Here is a 15,521-nt window from a genome sequence, read left to right on the forward strand (position 1 = left end):
AACAGCGGAACTGGACGTTGCGCCGTGGTTGGCTGATAAAGCGCCAATGACAACACACCTGCCCATTGATGACGCCATCCCCGAATTGCTTGACGCCCTGAAGGCCAATGGCCGGGCCGTTTTGCAAGCCCCTCCGGGCGCAGGCAAGACAACGCGGGTGCCTCTTGCGATGCTCGAGGCCGGGTTGCGCGACGGCAAGATCATAATGCTCGAACCCCGAAGGCTTGCTGCGCGTGCCGCGGCAGAGCGGATGGCTGAAACACTGGGACAACGTGCAGGCGAAACCGTTGGTTACCGCGTGCGGGGCGATGCGAAAACCTCAAAAACAACCCAAATCGAAGTGGTGACCGAAGGTATTCTGACCCGAATGCTGCAATCTGAACCGGATCTGCCCGGCGTCGGCGCGGTGATTTTTGACGAGTTTCACGAACGATCTGTGAACGCTGATCTCGGGCTTGCCCTGTGCCTTGAGGTTACGGGCGCACTACGCGACGACCTGATCCTGCTGGCGATGTCCGCCACACTCGACGCCGAACCCGTCGGCCAACTGATGAACGCGCCGGTGGTGACGTCCGAAGGGCGCAGTTACCCGGTTGAAACCCGTTGGTTGGACCGGCCATTGGGTGCGCAGGCAAGACGGTTGGATGCTCTGGTTGATCTGGTCGTCCAGGCCGAGCGTGAAACCGAGGGCGGCATGCTCGTGTTTCTGCCCGGCGAGGGCGAAATCCGCAGAGCCGAAGCCGCATTATCCAAACGATTGCCCGGCGATTGCGCAATTAAACCTCTGTTCGGCGCAATGCCCTTTGCCGCCCAACGTGCGGCGATTGCCCCGGCAGAAACTGGGCGAAAGGTGGTTCTTGCGACCTCAATCGCCGAGACCTCGCTGACCATTTCCGACATCCGCGTGGTTGTGGATATGGGTCAGGCGCGCCGCGCGCGGTTCGATCCGGGCTCTGGCATGTCGCGGCTGGTCACGGAACGGGTGACGCGGGCCGAAGCAACCCAACGCGCAGGTCGTGCAGGGCGCGTGGCCGAGGGCGTGTGTTACCGGCTGTGGTCCAAAGGGGAAGAAGGTGCGCTGGCTGCCTACCCCCCTGCCGAAATCGAAGCCGCCGACCTTACGAGCCTTGCGCTGGAACTGGCGCTTTGGGGGGCCGAACCGGATGACCTGGCCTTTTTGACACCACCACCCGAAGGAACGATGGCCGAGGCCCGCACATTACTGAACATGCTGGGTGCGTTGGATGCAAAAGGGCGGATCACCGACCACGGACGGGCCTTGGCTGCGCTGCCCCTGCATCCTCGGCTGGGGCATATGCTGGTGACGGCCGGGACCAGCGCCGCTCCGCTGGCGGCGCTGATGGCGGAACGTGATCCGCTAAAGGGCGCTCCGGTAGATCTGTTGCTGCGGCTCGAAGCATTGCGTGATACCCGCGCCTTTCAACGCAACCGGGTGTGGCAAATCAACATGGGCGCGTTGGAACGGATCAAAGCCGAGAGCAAGCGGCTGAAAACACGAAACAGCAAGACAGACCTAAGCCCAGCCGCGATGGCCGCATTGGCCTATCCCGATCGCATTGGGCAACGCCGCAAAGGCGATGTGCCGCGTTACGTTCTGTCCGGCGGCAAGGGCGTCGTGCTGGACAACGGTGACACATTGGCGGCCGCGCCCTATCTTGTGGTGACAGATACGGACGGAAACCCGCGCGAGGCCAAGGTGCGCATGGCCGCACAAATCTCGGAACGTGAAATCCGGGACCTGTTCGCGTATCAGATCGAATGGGTAGACAGCTGCGCGTGGTCGAAACGCGAACGCCGGGTCATTGCGCGCACGCAGGAACGCCTTGGCGCGATCACTCTGGATGACCGTATCTGGAAGGACGCGCCGGACGAGGCCATCGCCCGCGCCATGCTGGACGGAGTGCGTGATCTGGGATTGCGGCTGGACGGGGCCGCGGCACGATTGGCGGCACGGGTGGAACTAGTACGCGCCGAAGGGATCGACCTGCCGGACTTTTCATTGGGCGGGCTGATGGCCGCTCTGGACGACTGGCTGCTACCCATGCTGTCAGGTCAGCGCAGTGCAGACGACTGGAAAAAGTTCGACCTGCTGCCCGCCCTGCGTGCCCGGCTGGACTGGTCCCAGACGCAGGAGCTGGACCGTCGCGCGCCGGGATCGTTTGAAACACCACTGGGTCGAAAGGTGCCGATTGATTACGGCGGGGCGGTGCCCGAGATTTCGGTCCGCTTGCAGGAACTGTTCGGTGTCACCCGGCATCCGCTTATCGGGGGCGAGGCGCTCAAGATCACTCTGCTGTCCCCTGCGCGGCGACCAATCCAGATCACGCGCGATCTGCCGGGATTTTGGGCTGGATCTTACGCCGATGTGCGCAAGGACATGCGCGCGCAATATCCCAAACACCCCTGGCCCGAGGATCCGACGCAGGCCGATCCAACCTTGCGGGCCAAGCGGCGGACCTGACGTTCGTTTGCTTCAGTAAATGCGTTCGTTCAATAGATGCATTGAAGCCCCGGTTTATAGTTGTTATGTCACTTTTCCTTGAACCTAAGAAAAGTACTGGCACTTAATCGATGGCATCTTGGCTGAACAATATCTGGGAAGAAGTTGGCAAACCCTTCTTTCAACGCCCACACAGGGTACAGTTTGCAGCCTTGTGCGTGCGCGGAACTGGCGACGACAAAAAAGTTCTATTGATCACCAGCCGTGGCACAGGTCGCTGGGTCATCCCAAAGGGATGGCCGATTGACGGCATGGACGGGGCCGAGACTGCCAAAGAAGAAGCATGGGAAGAAGCCGGCGTAAAAGTGAAACACCTGGGCCGCAAGGCGGTGGGCCATTTCACCTATGACAAGATCCTGGATGACGGAACGGCCCAACCCGTGCGCACCAATGTGTATCGCATAGATGTCAAAGATCTGGCCGAGGAATTCCCCGAGGTCAGCGAGCGTGAACGGCGCTGGTTCTCGCCGAAAGAGGCCGCAGAGCTGGTGCAAGAGCCGGAGCTGCGCGAAATGCTGCGGCAAATGTAACGCTTTCGCAACAAACTTCTGTGAGGCCGGTTGCCACAAGACCGGGCAACCGTTAACCGCGCCGGTTAAACCGTATCACCCACAGAAAACCGATGTCGAACACGAACAATAAAAACCGCTGGCAAGCCCTGGACAGCGATCTGCACCGAATTTCCCGCCTTGAGCATGCGAACGTGCACGTGGCGCGGCCGCTGCTTGCGCCGGGTATCGCGCTTGCCTTCATAGTTATTGCCGGATTGATTGCTGCGATACTATTCGGTCGGGCAGACGGCGGGCTGATCGTCATCGCGGCTGCCGGTTTTGGGGCCTATATGGCGATCAACATCGGCGCTAACGACGTTGCCAACAACATGGGCCCTGCCGTCGGAGCTAACGCCCTGACCATGGGTGGGGCAATCGCCATCGCCGCAGTCGCGGAAAGCGCGGGGGCCCTGCTGGCCGGCGGAGACGTGGTCTCAACCATCTCCAAGGGCATCATCGACCCTGCCTCAGTCCAGAATAGCTCGGTCTTTATCTGGGCGATGATGGCGGCGCTGATCTCATCGGCGATGTGGGTCAACCTGGCAACTTGGGTCGGCGCGCCTGTTTCCACAACCCATTCGGTCGTGGGCGGCGTGATGGGGGCTGGTATCGCTGCAGCAGGCCTTAGCGCGGTCAGCTGGGGCACGATGAGCGCGATTGCCGCCAGTTGGGTGATCTCTCCGGTCCTGGGCGGCGCGATTGCTGCCGGATTTCTGGCGCTGATCAAGGCGAAAATTCAGTATCAAGACGACAAAATTGCCGCGGCCCGTCGCTGGGTGCCTATTCTGGTGGCTGTGATGGCTGGTGCATTTGCCACCTATCTCTCTGTCAAAGGCCTGAAGCGGATCGTGAAAATCGATCTGGAAATCGCGCTACTGATCGGTCTGACCTCGGGCATTCTGGCTTGGGCCGTGACCGTGCCTTGGGTTCGCCGCAAATCCGAAGGGCTGGAAAACCGCACCAAATCTCTGAAAGTTTTGTTTGGGTTGCCTCTGGTGATCTCGGCCGGGTTCCTGAGCTTCGCCCATGGCGCCAATGACGTTGCCAATGCGGTTGGCCCGCTGGCCGCAATCGTGCACGCCGCCGAGTTCGGCGATTTTGCCTCGAAAGTCACGATACCGACATGGGTAATGGTGATCGGTGCCTTTGGGATTTCGTTCGGCCTGTTTCTGTTTGGCCCCAAGCTGATCCGGATGGTGGGTAGCCAGATCACCAAACTAAACCCAATGCGCGCATTCTGCGTCGCTTTGTCGGCGGCGATCACAGTGATTGTTGCAAGCTGGCTTGGGTTGCCGGTCAGCTCGACCCACATCGCGGTGGGTGCGGTGTTCGGCGTCGGGTTTTACCGTGAATGGAATCAGGATCGCCGACGCAAGCAAAGTAATGATCGCCGTCCGCCCGAGCTGCGGCTGGCCCGTGAAGAGCAGAGGCGGCGCAAGTTGGTGCGGCGGTCGCATTTCATGACCATTATTGCCGCTTGGGTGATTACCGTCCCGGCCGCGGCTGCAATGTCAGCTGTGATCTTCTGGATACTGACCGCATTCACCTGAATGTGGTCAGATCACGGGATGATCTGATCCGGTGACAGACTTACATCCGACTTCTGTTCGATCAGAGCCTGTACCCTAGCGCAAATCGGTGTAGGCCGCCCATATTGCTTGCCCAGTCGGACAATCTCACCTTGCAGACTGTCGATTTCCGTCACGCGCCCCGCCGCGAGGTCATAGGCCATCGACGTGCGCGCGCTTGGGTCGATGGTCAGCATGCGCGCGGCAATCCGGGTGAACAATGGCGTTGGCAGACGCAGGATATGCGGCGTCATCCAGGCAGGCAAAGGTGTGGTTGAAGCAACAGGGTGGCGTGCGGCCTGAAGTACCCTCAAAGCCTCGGCCATCTGGTCGGCCATCAGGCGTCGCCACTTACGGTCCAGCAATTGATTTTTCAACGTCAGCCCCGACAACGCGTTGAGTGCGTTGTTCAGGTTGATGACCAGCTTACCCCATTGCACAGCTTCGATCTGATCGCTTTCGGTCACCAGCAGGTTAGGTGAGCTAAGTGCCTGCCCCAAACGGCCCGGGCCGGACTGGATCACGATATCGCCGGAAGTGGCGCGGTGAAAGCTGGCGGGTTGAGGCGGCACGACGTTGAAGGGCACCATTCCCGCGCGAACGTCATGATCCGGAAGCGCCGCCCGCAGCACCCGGGCGTTTTCCATCCCGTTCTGCCAGGACAACACCGGCGCACAGGCCGGCGCGAACCGCGCGATCTGTTCTGCCATATCCGCCGTGGCCGCGGCCTTGACGGCCAGGATCACCAACTCTGCGTCTTTCAGGCAATCCGGGGTTTCGGACATCGTCAGCGTCTCAGCCGCCACATGAACGTGCAGGCCGGAAAAATCAGTGACGGTCAGGCCCTCCTCACGGATTGGGTCCAGAATGCGTGGGCGACCCAACAGCGTGACCGAGTGACCGGCATCAGCCAAAAAGGCTCCGCAATAACATCCAATGCTGCCCGCGCCTGCGATTATGATCTTCATGGCAACCCTCCCGTTGAGGCGAGGATTGCCGGTATCGCAAGTTCGGACAAGGCCCCCTGACGTCTGGTTAACGTGCCCGTCTTGGGCTTGTGCGCTCCAACTCGTCTGAAATCGGAATGAACTCCTGATCATCGCCGGGGGGCAGGTGGAAGGCACCGTTGGCCCAATCGGCGGCTTTCCATTCGCGAGTGGCGTTTTCGATTTTTTCCTTCGAAGAGGACACGAAATTCCACCAGATATAGCGATCCTCATTCAATGTGGCTCCGCCCAGCAGCATCAACCGCGCGCCAAACGGACCCGCCTTGACCGAAAGGCGATCGCCCGGGCGGAACACCATCATGCGACCTTCCTCGAACGTGTCGCCCGCAATCTCAACCGATCCCTGAATGACATAAACCCCGCGATCTTCGTGGTCGTCGGGCAATGGAAAGGCGGCGCCGGGTTCAAGCTGCACATCCAGATAGAAGGTTTCCGACAGCATCGTCACCGGGCTGGTTTCGCCATAAGCCGAACCAAGGATTAGCCGGGCACTGACGCCATTGTCCTTGATATGCGGCAGCGCGCCCTGCTTGTGGTGCTCAAAATCCGGGGCCATGTCCTCGTACACCTCAGGCAGTGCAATCCAGGTCTGAACACCGAACAGGCTGTGCCGCTTAGCCCGCGTTTCTTCACTGGTACGTTCCGAATGGGTCACGCCGCGGCCAGCCACCATCCAGTTCACTTCACCTGGATAGATCATCTGATGGGTGCCAAGGCTGTCGCGATGCTCAAACTCGCCCTGATACAGGTAGGTCACTGTACCCAAGCCGATATGAGGGTGCGGCCGCACGTCGATGCCACCGTCGGTGATGAACTCGGCGGGGCCCACCTGATCGAAAAAGATGAACGGGCCGACTAATTGCCGTTTGAGCGAGGGCAACGCGCGCCGCACTTCGAAACCGCCCAGATCACGGGCACGAGGGATGATCAGTGTCTCCAGAGGCGAATTCTTGGGGTTTTGGGTAGGATTCCAACTCATGCCTGCTCTCCCGCGATCAGTTCATTCGGTTCACTGATGTAGGTTAGGCCTGACATACTCGCCTTTCAATTTGCAGAAACGCACAGAACGGGTGCGGACCCGGACCATACATCAGGCACGGCGCGGCCAAAGCTGCGGGAAAAACGCCCCATCAATTCGATCACCTTCGCGATATCCTTCGGCTTCGAACTGCGCCCGTTCATCCTTGGCCCAATCCCCCCGATACCGGATCCTGCCATCCGGAGCGGTCATCCGCAGGGTAAACCGGCGTACCGTTTCCGTTGGGGTGACTGATGACAGCCCACCGTGCAAGGTGCGCATGTCGAAGAAGATGCAGTCGCCCAGATTCATATCCCATTGTAAAAGATCGAATGCACCCGGATCGGCATTGACGTCAGGCGGCGGGTGATAGGTCAACCCTGCAACTTCGGTGGGTTCGTAGCTGGGATGCCCGTCGGCGAACCTGACCCGCATGAACAGCTTGTCCCACAGATGCGAGCCTTTGACGAAGGCGATACCGTTTTCTTTGGTAACCGGCTCAAGCGGCAACCACAGGACGCACATCGTGCCTTCGAAGTCGAAATAGGACAGGTCCTGATGAAACGGTGGACGCGAAGTTGATCCAGCCTCGCGCAGGAACCAGTTGTCCATGACAAGATTGATCGATGGTGCACCCAGCAACTGTGCGGCAAGCGGAGCACAAGGTGAGTTGTGAACGAATTGCGTGAATTGCGGGATTTTATTCCAAGCCCAGTAGTCCTCGAAATAGGCAGGTGCGCGAGGGTCCTTGGTATGGCGGGTGAAATTATCGGTTGGGCGGGCCAAATCCGCGTCGATACCGTCTCGCAAAAGTGCCAGCCAATCCTCTGAGAACCTGGAGCGCAGCACAACCGCACCGTCGCGCTTGAACGCCTTGATTTCTTCGTCTGAGACAACGTCTTCGACAATCATAGTGCAGGACCCCCCGAACTGACGGATTTCAGGATGGCACCTGCGCGGGGGCACGGTCAAAGGAATTCACAATTTGTCACCCCCGCCGCGCGACCCCTCGGAAACTGAAACAATCGTGCTATCTTTCCGCTGAAAGGATGCCCGGCATTGTCGAGGCGTGGTGAAACACTTGAAAAGAGAGGTTTGCATGCCTGGTCTTACGTTCTCTCGTCGTTCTTTGGTTTTGGCGTCTGGGGCTGTTCTGGCAACGGGTGCGACAGGCTTTTTGGTGCCAGCGCGCGCAAGTGGCGTGGCCCCCACCGCATCCATGCGCGGAGGGTCCAACAATTACCGTCCCGGCGCGCCCATCGTTGACCGGATTGGCAGCGGCGGGTTCTGGATGACCGGAACAGTGCGACGCGCCGGGGACGGTGCCCCCCTGCCCGGTCAGCGCATCCAGATCTGGGCGCATACGACAGAAGGCCACGAACGCGATCCGCAGAGCCACGGCGCAACTCTGACCGATGCCAATGGAGAGTTCCGACTGGAGATGCCGCAAATCGTACCCGCCTTTGGCCAGCCACACGGCCATCTAGCTTATGACAGTGGTGAATTCGAAACGGTTTTCCTGCGCCCAATTATGGGCAACTCCAAGGACAAAACCTTGGCCTCGCATTTCGTTCTGCAGCCTGCCTAACCACAGTGCGTCGAAGCCTAGTAATCTGGACCTTTGTGATCCTTGCCATGGCCGTACCGATTATCGCGGCTGCGGCGAGCCCTCAGCTGGCATGGCGTGAACCGATCTACATCACCGCCGGGTTTGCCGGTGTTATTTCAATGTGTCTGCTGTTGATGCAGCCGCTACTTGCGGGCCGTTTGTTGCCGGGGCTAACCCCGGTTGCCAGCCGCCATTGGCATAGGTGGTGTGGGCTAGCATTAGTTGCAGCCATTCTGATCCATGTCGGTGGTTTGTGGATCACCAGCCCGCCCGACGTTATTGACGCTCTGTTATTTGTTTCACCGACACCGTTTTCGGCTTGGGGTGGGATTGCGATGTGGGCCGCGTTCGGAGCCGCGTTTCTAGGTCTTTCTCGCAAGCGCCTTGGCTTAAGGTTTCGCGTCTGGAGGTTGGGGCATGCGAGCCTTGCGATCATCACCATTATTGGCAGCGTCGTACATGCCCTGATGATTGAAGGTACCATGGAGGTCATGACCAAGTGGGTATTGTGCGGTCTGGTCGTGTTGGCGAGCGTCGCGACGCTCGCCAAATTGCGGATTTGGGATATCAGGCGACCCACCTGAACAACACAGGATCTGTGACAACCGGACACTGGCTATGGCCCGGCCACCCGTTTCGCGTAGGAAGCGCGGTTCATCTGAACGTCTTGCACTGTGATACTGCCAACCTCGGGCAAGGCCGCCGACAGAACCTCTAATATGGCCACGGTAAGCTCAGAGCGCGTCGCCTCGTCACGACCCTGCATCAGCAGAAGCGTGGCGTGGACAAAGCTCTGGGGATCAGTGCCTAATCGGTAGTATTCTACCGGTGTCGCGCGAATTTTTATCGTTTCTGCGTCGAATTCAGGATGTTCGGCCAGAACGGCAAAAAGCTGATCGCAAATTGTCTGAATATCATGGACCTGCTCTATGCCTTTCGAAAACTCCAGTGTGACATGAGGCATGGTGGACTCCGTTCAGACGCCCAGACACCAGCGCATCACGGCCTTTTGCGCATGCAGACGGTTTTCGGCCTCGTCGAAGATGACCGAGTTGGGGCCGTCCATCACTTCGGATGTCGCTTCTTCTTCGCGGTGGGCAGGCAAGCAGTGCATGAACAGCGCGTCCGGTTTTGCATGTGACATCAGCTCGGCGTTGACCTGATAGGGGCGCAGCATGTTGTGGCGACGTTCCTTGGCGGACTGGGAATCGTGCATTGAAACCCAGGTATCGGCGACCACCAGATCGGCACCCTCAACCGCTTTATACGGGTCTCGTTCGACCACGATTTTCGAGCCCTTTTGACGGGCAAGCCCCATAAACTCTTCTTCCGGATCAAGCTGGGCCGGGCCGGTGAAAGTGAAATCAAACCCGAACTGACCCGCAGCATGTAGGAACGAGGCGCAAACATTGTTGCCGTCGCCGGTCCAGACTACTTTCTTGCCCGCAATCGGACCGCGGTGTTCCTCAAACGTCAGCACATCCGCCATAATCTGGCAGGGATGGGTGCGGTCAGTCAGGCCGTTAATGACTGGCACGTCCGAGTATTCAGACATCTCGGTCAGAATGGTCTCATCGAAGGTCCGGATCATGATCATGTCGACATAGCGCGACAGGACGCGGGCGGTGTCAGCGATGGTTTCGCCGTGGCCCAGTTGCATGTCCTTCCCGGACAGCACCATGGTCTGCCCCCCCATCTGACGCACGCCCACGTCAAATGACACGCGCGTTCTGGTAGACGGTTTTTCGAAGATCAGCGCGACCATACGATCTTTCAGAGGCTGCTCGTCATCAAGTGCTGCCTTTGGGCGGCCCAGGCGCGCCTGTTTCATAGCGCCCGCCTGATCAATCATGGTCCGCAGATCGCCCGCGTCGGTTTTATGGATATCGAGGAAATGGTTCATTTCAGTTCACTTTTCATTCGGGTGTGTCTTAGGCCGAGGCCATTGACTCTTCGACCTGCGCAGCGGCTTTGTCGAGGCGGATCACGGCTTGGGCGATGTCATCCTCGGTCAATGTCAGCGGCGGAAGCAGGCGGATCATGTTATCGGCGGCTGGGACGGTAATGACCTCATTATCATAGCCGGCGTTGACCATGTCGATATTGGGCGCTTTGCACTTCAGGCCCAGCATCAGTCCTGTTCCGCGCACTTCTTCGAAGACCTCCGGGTGCTCGGCGATTAGCCCTTCGAGCTTCTGGCACAGCATCCCGGCCTTGCGGTTGACGCCCTCTAGGAATGCAGGCGTTGCCACCTGATCAATGACGGCGCAACCCACGGCACAGCCCAGCGGGTTGCCGCCATAGGTAGAGCCATGCGTGCCTGCCGTCATACCGCTGGCGGCGTCTTCCGTGGCCAGAACAGCACCCAGAGGGAAGCCTCCGCCGATGCCTTTGGCGACCATCATGATGTCCGGGGTAATTCCAGCCCATTCATGGGCGAACAGCTTGCCGGTACGACCTACTCCACATTGCACCTCATCGAGGATCAAAAGCAGGCCGTTGTCATCGCAAATCTGGCGCAAGGCTTTGAGCTCCGCGTCAGGGACGGGACGGATGCCGCCCTCGCCCTGCACGGGTTCGATCATGATCGCGGCGGTTTTATCGGTGATCGCATTGGTGACGCCATCGAGGTCGCCAAACGTGACATGAACAAAGCCCGGCAGCAGTGGACCGAAACCCTTGGTCATCTTCTCAGACCCGGCAGCGGCAATACCAGCCGACGACCGGCCGTGGAACGAGCCATCAAAGGTGATGATCTCGACCCGTTCGGGCTGATCCTTGTCATAGAAATACTTGCGGGCCATCTTGACCGCCAGTTCGCAAGACTCGGTGCCCGAGTTTGTGAAGAACACGGTATCGGCAAAGGTGTGCTCCACCAGTTTGTCGGCCAGCGCCTGCTGCTGCGGGATGTGGTAGAGGTTTGAAACATGCCACAGCGCGTGCGCCTGCTCGGTCAGGGCATTGACCAGTGCGGGATGGGCATGGCCCAGCGCATTCACGGCGATCCCAGCGCCCAGGTCCAGAAAACGTCGGCCATCCGCCTCGGTCAGCCAGGCGCCTTCACCCTTCACGAAAGTCAGGGGCGCGCGGTTATAGGTCGGCAGAACGGACGGGATCATGGGATCATCCTTTTCAGGTAGTTTGAGCCTTGTGAGTGATACACTCGGCCTGTGTTCGTCAACTGATTTGGTGGAAATTGCGCCGATTTGAACAGCGCAAATAGATCAAAGAGGCCGGTTACGCGGCAAAGCGTCGGCGTCGGAGTCGCAGGATATGTGCGTTTTTGATCATAACCCGCCGTATAGCGCTGCCCGAAGCATCTGAAAACCCTGAAATTGGCAACCAGCGAAAATACTTGGCGCGACGCATTTGCCGCTTGCCATTTGACATGCGCTGACGCACCGCTGACATATGTTTGTCGCCAAAGCCCACAATCCGCCTCTTGCGGCCGTGCTGATCACCGCCGCCAGTGCGTTGCTGGCCGGGACCACCCTGGTGGCCAAAGCCTTGGGAACGGACACGTTGGGTCCCGCGCTGCATCCAATGCAGATCAGCCATGGGCGGTTTCTGTTTGCCTTTATCGTGATCGTCACCGCCGTCGGCGTGATGCGGCCGCGCCTGCAGCGTCCGCATTGGGGCCTGCATATTGGGCGTACAAGTTTCGGCTGGGTCGGGATTACGCTGATGTTCGCCTCGGTCGCGTTCATTCCGATCGCGGATGCGACGGCGATTTCCTTTCTGAACCCGGTCTTTGCAATGGTGTTGGCAATCCCGCTGCTGAAAGAAGGCGTCGGCCCTTGGCGCTGGCTGGCGGCAGTTGTGGCGCTGGCTGGGGCACTGATACTGTTGCGCCCGACACCCGATAGCTTTCAGCCAGCTGCCCTGTTGGCACTGACCGCAGCCGCAGTCATCGGGATGGAGCTGATATTCATCAAGAAACTTTCGGGTCGAGAAATCCCGATCCAGATCTTGCTGATCAACAACGCAATGGGCCTGACGATTGCCTCTGTCGCGGTGAGCTTTGTTTTTCAGATGCCGACTTTAGAACAATGGGCGGCGCTGGCGGGTATCGGCGCGCTGATGGCCTGCGCGCAGGCGTGTTTTGTGAACGGCATGGCCCGGGCAGATGCCTCATTTGTTGCCCCAATCAGCTATGCGACGCTGATTTTTGCCGCTTTCTACGATTTCGCGATATTCGGCGTGATTCCGGACGGGATCAGCATGATCGGCTCAGCCATAATTCTGACTGGCGGGCTTATTCTCGTCTGGCGTGAAGCGAGGGCGCGGCAAGCCTGAAACTCCAAAAACTTTTCCTGACATGGCCCGGGGGCGACCTGTATGTCGCAAACTCCGAAGAACGAGGATTGATCCGGCGCAATGTGTTCTCAGTTGATTTGAGAGTTTACCCATGCACGAACGCCGTATCCCCGAATGGGTGCGCCATGCCCCAGCACCGTCAGTCCGCGACTTTGGTATCCTTGCCGGGTTCGAGGCGATTGTCCGCGGCATTCTGATATCGGTCTTTCCACTGGCCATGTATCGGGCGATGGGTGATGCGTCTTCGGTATCGTTCCTGTATTTTCTGGTCGGCGTAATCTCGTTGATTGCGGGGCTGATGGTGCCGTTCCTGATCCGCTTCATACCGCGCAGATGGGCGTACACTGTTGGTTGCCTCATGTTCATCGGCGGAGCCCTTCTGGCGATTGAGGGCAGCCCGGCGGCAGTGGTCGGTGCGCTTGCCCTGAACACGGTCGCGACAGTGGTCACATTTATTTGCTTCAATGCTTATGTCCTGGATTACATCAGCAAGATCGAGCTGGGAAAATGCGAGACCAGCCGCATGTTTTACAGCGCCCTCGGCTGGGCGGGCGGCCCGATGGCCGGCGTCTTATTGTTGGAGGTATGGCCCCCTGCCCCGTTTGTCATCAGCGCGGTGGCAGGTGCGGTCATGCTGATCCAGTTCTGGCGCATGCGGTTGGGCAATGGCAAGTTGATCACCAAGGCGCGCGGCACCGCGAAAAACCCGCTGGCCTTTCTGCCGCGCTTCTTTGCCCAGCCCCGGTTGGTGGCCGGGTACCTTTTCGCCATGATCCGATCCTGCGGCTGGTGGATCTACGTGGTGTACCTACCCATCTTCGCCATTCAAAACGGGCTGGGTGAGCAACTGGGCGGCATCCTTCTGTCCACCACCAACGCGATGCTGTTCGCAGCTCCGCTTATTCTGCGTTGGGTGCAGGGACGTTCGATTCGCACAGCAGTCCGCGTGGGCTTTGCTGCCTGCGGAACATGCTTTGTCACCGCTGGGGCAATCGCAGGTTGGCCGGTCGCGGCGGTTGTGGCGTTGGTTCTTGGGTCCATCTGGCTAATCGTTTTGGACATTTGCGCAGGCTTGCCGTTCCTAATGGCCGTGAAGCCGTCCGAACGCACTGAAATGTCAGCGATCTACTCCAGTTACCGCGACGTCTCCGGCATTCTGACACCCGGAGTTGCTTCACTGGTCCTTCTGATCTCACCCGTCGCCGGGGTATTCGCAGTCGGGGGCTTCGCCTTGTTCGGGGCCTGGGCCGTGGCCGCAAATCTGCACCCCCGATTGGGAAAGCCCAGAATAACTTTTCATCCCGGTTCACTGGCCGAGACGGGTTAAGCCTTTAGGCGATACCCAGTTCGCAGCATCTGCCAGGTCAGCGCACCGACCAGCAGCGTGGCACCGGTGCATACCGCAATACCCAGCCAGGGTGAGCTGTCGGACACGCCGATCATTCCATACCTCAGGCCGTCAATCAGATAGAAGACCGGGTTCACATGACTCACCCGATTCAGGATAGGAGGCAGCGCCTGGACCGAGTAAAACGTACCCGACAGGAAAGCCAATGGTGTCACGATGAAGTTCGTGATGGCCGCCATCTGATCAAACTTGTTGGCAAAAATACCGGCAAACAGGCCCAAGGCCCCCATGAATGCGCCACCCAGAACAACGAAGATCAGGGCAAACAACGGGTTCTGCGGGTAAATCCCCAAAACCAAAGCAAGTGCGACCGCAACCACACAAGCGATCAGAACACCCCGCGCGACGCCACCGGCCAGATAGCCCAGCAGTATCTCAAGCGGGGACAAAGGCGGCATCAACGTATCGACGATGTTTCCCTGCACTTTGGCGATCACCATCGACGAAGAAGTGTTGGCGAACGCATTCTGGATCACGGTCATCATCATAATGCCCGGCGCCAGAAAGGTCAGGAACGGCACACCCATCACATCCGGACGCCCCGGACCGATGGCGATATTGAAGATCAGCAGGAACAGCCCGGCCGTCACAAGCGGCGCCAACAGGGTTTGTGTCCAGACCGCCAGAAACCGCAGTGTTTCACGCTGGGCCAACGTGTAAAGCCCCATCCAGTTAACTGTTCCGAAACGCCGTTCGCTCTGATCTGCGGAAATCTGCATCACCTGCCCTCATCCTGATTCGAGAACCGCTTGTAACTCGGCTCGCAGTGATTAAAATAGGGGGCTGAGACGAATTCCCAAGGCGGCCCGAATCCGGGGCCGCTTTCCGCTTTTGAAAGGCAAATGATGTCCTGGACTGACGAGCGTGTAGAACTGCTGAAAAAAATGTGGGGCGAGGGCCAGTCGGCCAGCCAGATCGCCAAGGAACTGGGCGGCGTAACCCGCAATGCGGTGATCGGCAAGGTGCACCGTCTGGGCCTGTCGAACCGCGCAACCGGTGCCTCTCCGGCCAAATCCGAACCTAAAGACAAACCGGCACCCGCGCCCAAGGCCGAGGCCAAGCCAAGGCCCGCGCCTAAGACCGAACCGGCGCGCCCAACGCCGGCACCTGCAGCCGAGACAAAACCGGCCGTTCCAGCGCGCCGCCAGATCATACCGGCGGGTCAGCCACTGCCGCCGCAGCCTTCGGCCAACGAAATCAGCCCGGAGGCGCTGGCCAAGGTCAACGAGATCGAGAAGAAGGCCAAGAAGCTGACGCTGATGGAACTGACCGAGAAGACCTGCAAATGGCCCGTTGGCGACCCCGCGACCGAGGATTTCTGGTTCTGCGGCCTGCCGGTTGAAGCGGGTAAACCTTATTGCGAAGCGCATGTTGGCGTAGCCTTCCAGCCAATGAGCTCGCGTCGCGACCGCCGGCGGTAAACTCTTAGGCGTGCGCGCTGGTCTCTTGGTGTGACACGGGCGACTTGTTTTCTTAACTGACCACCCATCGAAAGGCGGGTGGTCAGTCATTTTTTGACCAG

General features: G+C 59.2%; 15 protein-coding genes. 8 read left to right on the top strand and 7 right to left on the bottom strand.

The genetic code is table 11. The features are described 5' to 3' along the window. Positions 1-46 precede the first annotated feature (46 nt). The 3 genes from hrpB (at position 47) to AC2FIO_RS20510 (ending at position 4,622) form a co-directional block, all read left to right on the top strand. The gene (hrpB, locus tag AC2FIO_RS20500) at positions 47-2,482 is read left to right on the top strand and encodes an ATP-dependent helicase HrpB (RefSeq protein WP_496699783.1); all 2,436 of its coding nucleotides are present in this window, start codon (positions 47-49) and stop codon (positions 2,480-2,482) included. 110 nt (positions 2,483-2,592) lie between these two features. Then, positions 2,593-3,051 (top strand): NUDIX hydrolase, encoded by a 459-nt coding sequence (locus AC2FIO_RS20505; protein WP_108861772.1) that lies wholly within the window; start codon positions 2,593-2,595, stop codon positions 3,049-3,051. 92 nt (positions 3,052-3,143) lie between these two features. Then, positions 3,144-4,622, top strand: coding sequence for an inorganic phosphate transporter (locus AC2FIO_RS20510; RefSeq protein WP_282119987.1), 1,479 nt, complete (start codon positions 3,144-3,146; stop codon positions 4,620-4,622). An 11-nt stretch (positions 4,623-4,633) separates the two neighbouring features. Here AC2FIO_RS20510 and AC2FIO_RS20515 read toward each other — a convergent pair whose 3' ends face one another. From AC2FIO_RS20515 to AC2FIO_RS20525, 3 genes are all read right to left on the bottom strand, one after another. Then, positions 4,634-5,608, bottom strand: coding sequence for a 2-dehydropantoate 2-reductase (locus AC2FIO_RS20515; protein ID WP_496699784.1), 975 nt, complete (start codon positions 5,606-5,608; stop codon positions 4,634-4,636). 67 nt (positions 5,609-5,675) lie between these two features. Beyond that, a complete protein-coding gene (locus AC2FIO_RS20520) occupies positions 5,676-6,626 on the bottom strand; it encodes a pirin family protein (protein WP_282169148.1) in 951 nt (316 codons plus the stop codon). 111 nt (positions 6,627-6,737) lie between these two features. Beyond that, positions 6,738-7,577, bottom strand: a complete 840-nt coding sequence (locus tag AC2FIO_RS20525; protein WP_058272224.1) for a phytanoyl-CoA dioxygenase family protein — start codon at positions 7,575-7,577, stop codon at positions 6,738-6,740. Positions 7,578-7,764: 187 nt separating this feature from the next. Between AC2FIO_RS20525 and AC2FIO_RS20530 the strand changes: the two genes are divergently transcribed. Together AC2FIO_RS20530 and AC2FIO_RS20535 are read left to right on the top strand one after the other, a co-directional pair. Beyond that, complete coding sequence (locus tag AC2FIO_RS20530) at positions 7,765-8,253, top strand: twin-arginine translocation pathway signal (protein WP_496699785.1); 489 nt, start codon at positions 7,765-7,767, stop codon at positions 8,251-8,253. A gap of 47 nt (positions 8,254-8,300) precedes the next feature. Then, positions 8,301-8,858: a ferric reductase-like transmembrane domain-containing protein gene (locus AC2FIO_RS20535; RefSeq protein WP_496699786.1), complete on the top strand. Its 558-nt coding sequence runs from the start codon at positions 8,301-8,303 to the stop codon at positions 8,856-8,858. Between the two features lie 32 nt (positions 8,859-8,890). On the opposite strand, the gene AC2FIO_RS20540 is transcribed toward AC2FIO_RS20535, so the two are convergent. The 3 genes from AC2FIO_RS20540 to AC2FIO_RS20550 are packed head-to-tail and all read right to left on the bottom strand — an operon-like array spanning position 8,891 to position 11,393. After that, positions 8,891-9,238 carry a 5-carboxymethyl-2-hydroxymuconate Delta-isomerase gene (locus tag AC2FIO_RS20540; protein WP_496699787.1) on the bottom strand — a complete coding sequence of 116 codons (348 nt, stop codon included), beginning with the start codon at positions 9,236-9,238 and terminating at the stop codon, positions 8,891-8,893. Positions 9,239-9,250: 12 nt separating this feature from the next. Beyond that, complete coding sequence (gene argF, locus AC2FIO_RS20545; RefSeq protein ID WP_058272227.1) at positions 9,251-10,177, bottom strand: ornithine carbamoyltransferase; 927 nt, start codon at positions 10,175-10,177, stop codon at positions 9,251-9,253. Between the two features lie 28 nt (positions 10,178-10,205). Beyond that, a complete protein-coding gene (locus AC2FIO_RS20550; protein ID WP_496699788.1) occupies positions 10,206-11,393 on the bottom strand; it encodes an aspartate aminotransferase family protein in 1,188 nt (395 codons plus the stop codon). 292 nt (positions 11,394-11,685) lie between these two features. Between AC2FIO_RS20550 and AC2FIO_RS20555 the strand changes: the two genes are divergently transcribed. Both AC2FIO_RS20555 and AC2FIO_RS20560 read left to right on the top strand, forming a co-directional pair. Then, positions 11,686-12,570 (top strand): DMT family transporter, encoded by an 885-nt coding sequence (locus AC2FIO_RS20555; RefSeq protein ID WP_496699789.1) that lies wholly within the window; start codon positions 11,686-11,688, stop codon positions 12,568-12,570. A gap of 112 nt (positions 12,571-12,682) precedes the next feature. Further along, on the top strand, positions 12,683-13,918 hold the full coding sequence (locus AC2FIO_RS20560) for an MFS transporter (protein ID WP_496699790.1): 1,236 nt from the start codon (positions 12,683-12,685) through the stop codon (positions 13,916-13,918). Here the strand turns inward: AC2FIO_RS20560 and AC2FIO_RS20565 are convergent. After that, the gene (locus tag AC2FIO_RS20565) at positions 13,915-14,718 is read right to left on the bottom strand and encodes an ABC transporter permease (RefSeq protein ID WP_109313410.1); all 804 of its coding nucleotides are present in this window, start codon (positions 14,716-14,718) and stop codon (positions 13,915-13,917) included. The genes AC2FIO_RS20560 and AC2FIO_RS20565 overlap by 4 nt on opposite strands. 126 nt (positions 14,719-14,844) lie before the next feature. On the opposite strand from AC2FIO_RS20565, the gene AC2FIO_RS20570 reads away from it, so the two are divergent. Next, entirely contained in the window at positions 14,845-15,420 is a 576-nt protein-coding gene (locus tag AC2FIO_RS20570; RefSeq protein WP_058272305.1) for a GcrA family cell cycle regulator, read from the top strand. Positions 15,421-15,521 lie beyond the last annotated feature (101 nt).

The sequence above is a fragment of the Ruegeria sp. CDSB086 genome (genome assembly GCF_059611065.1).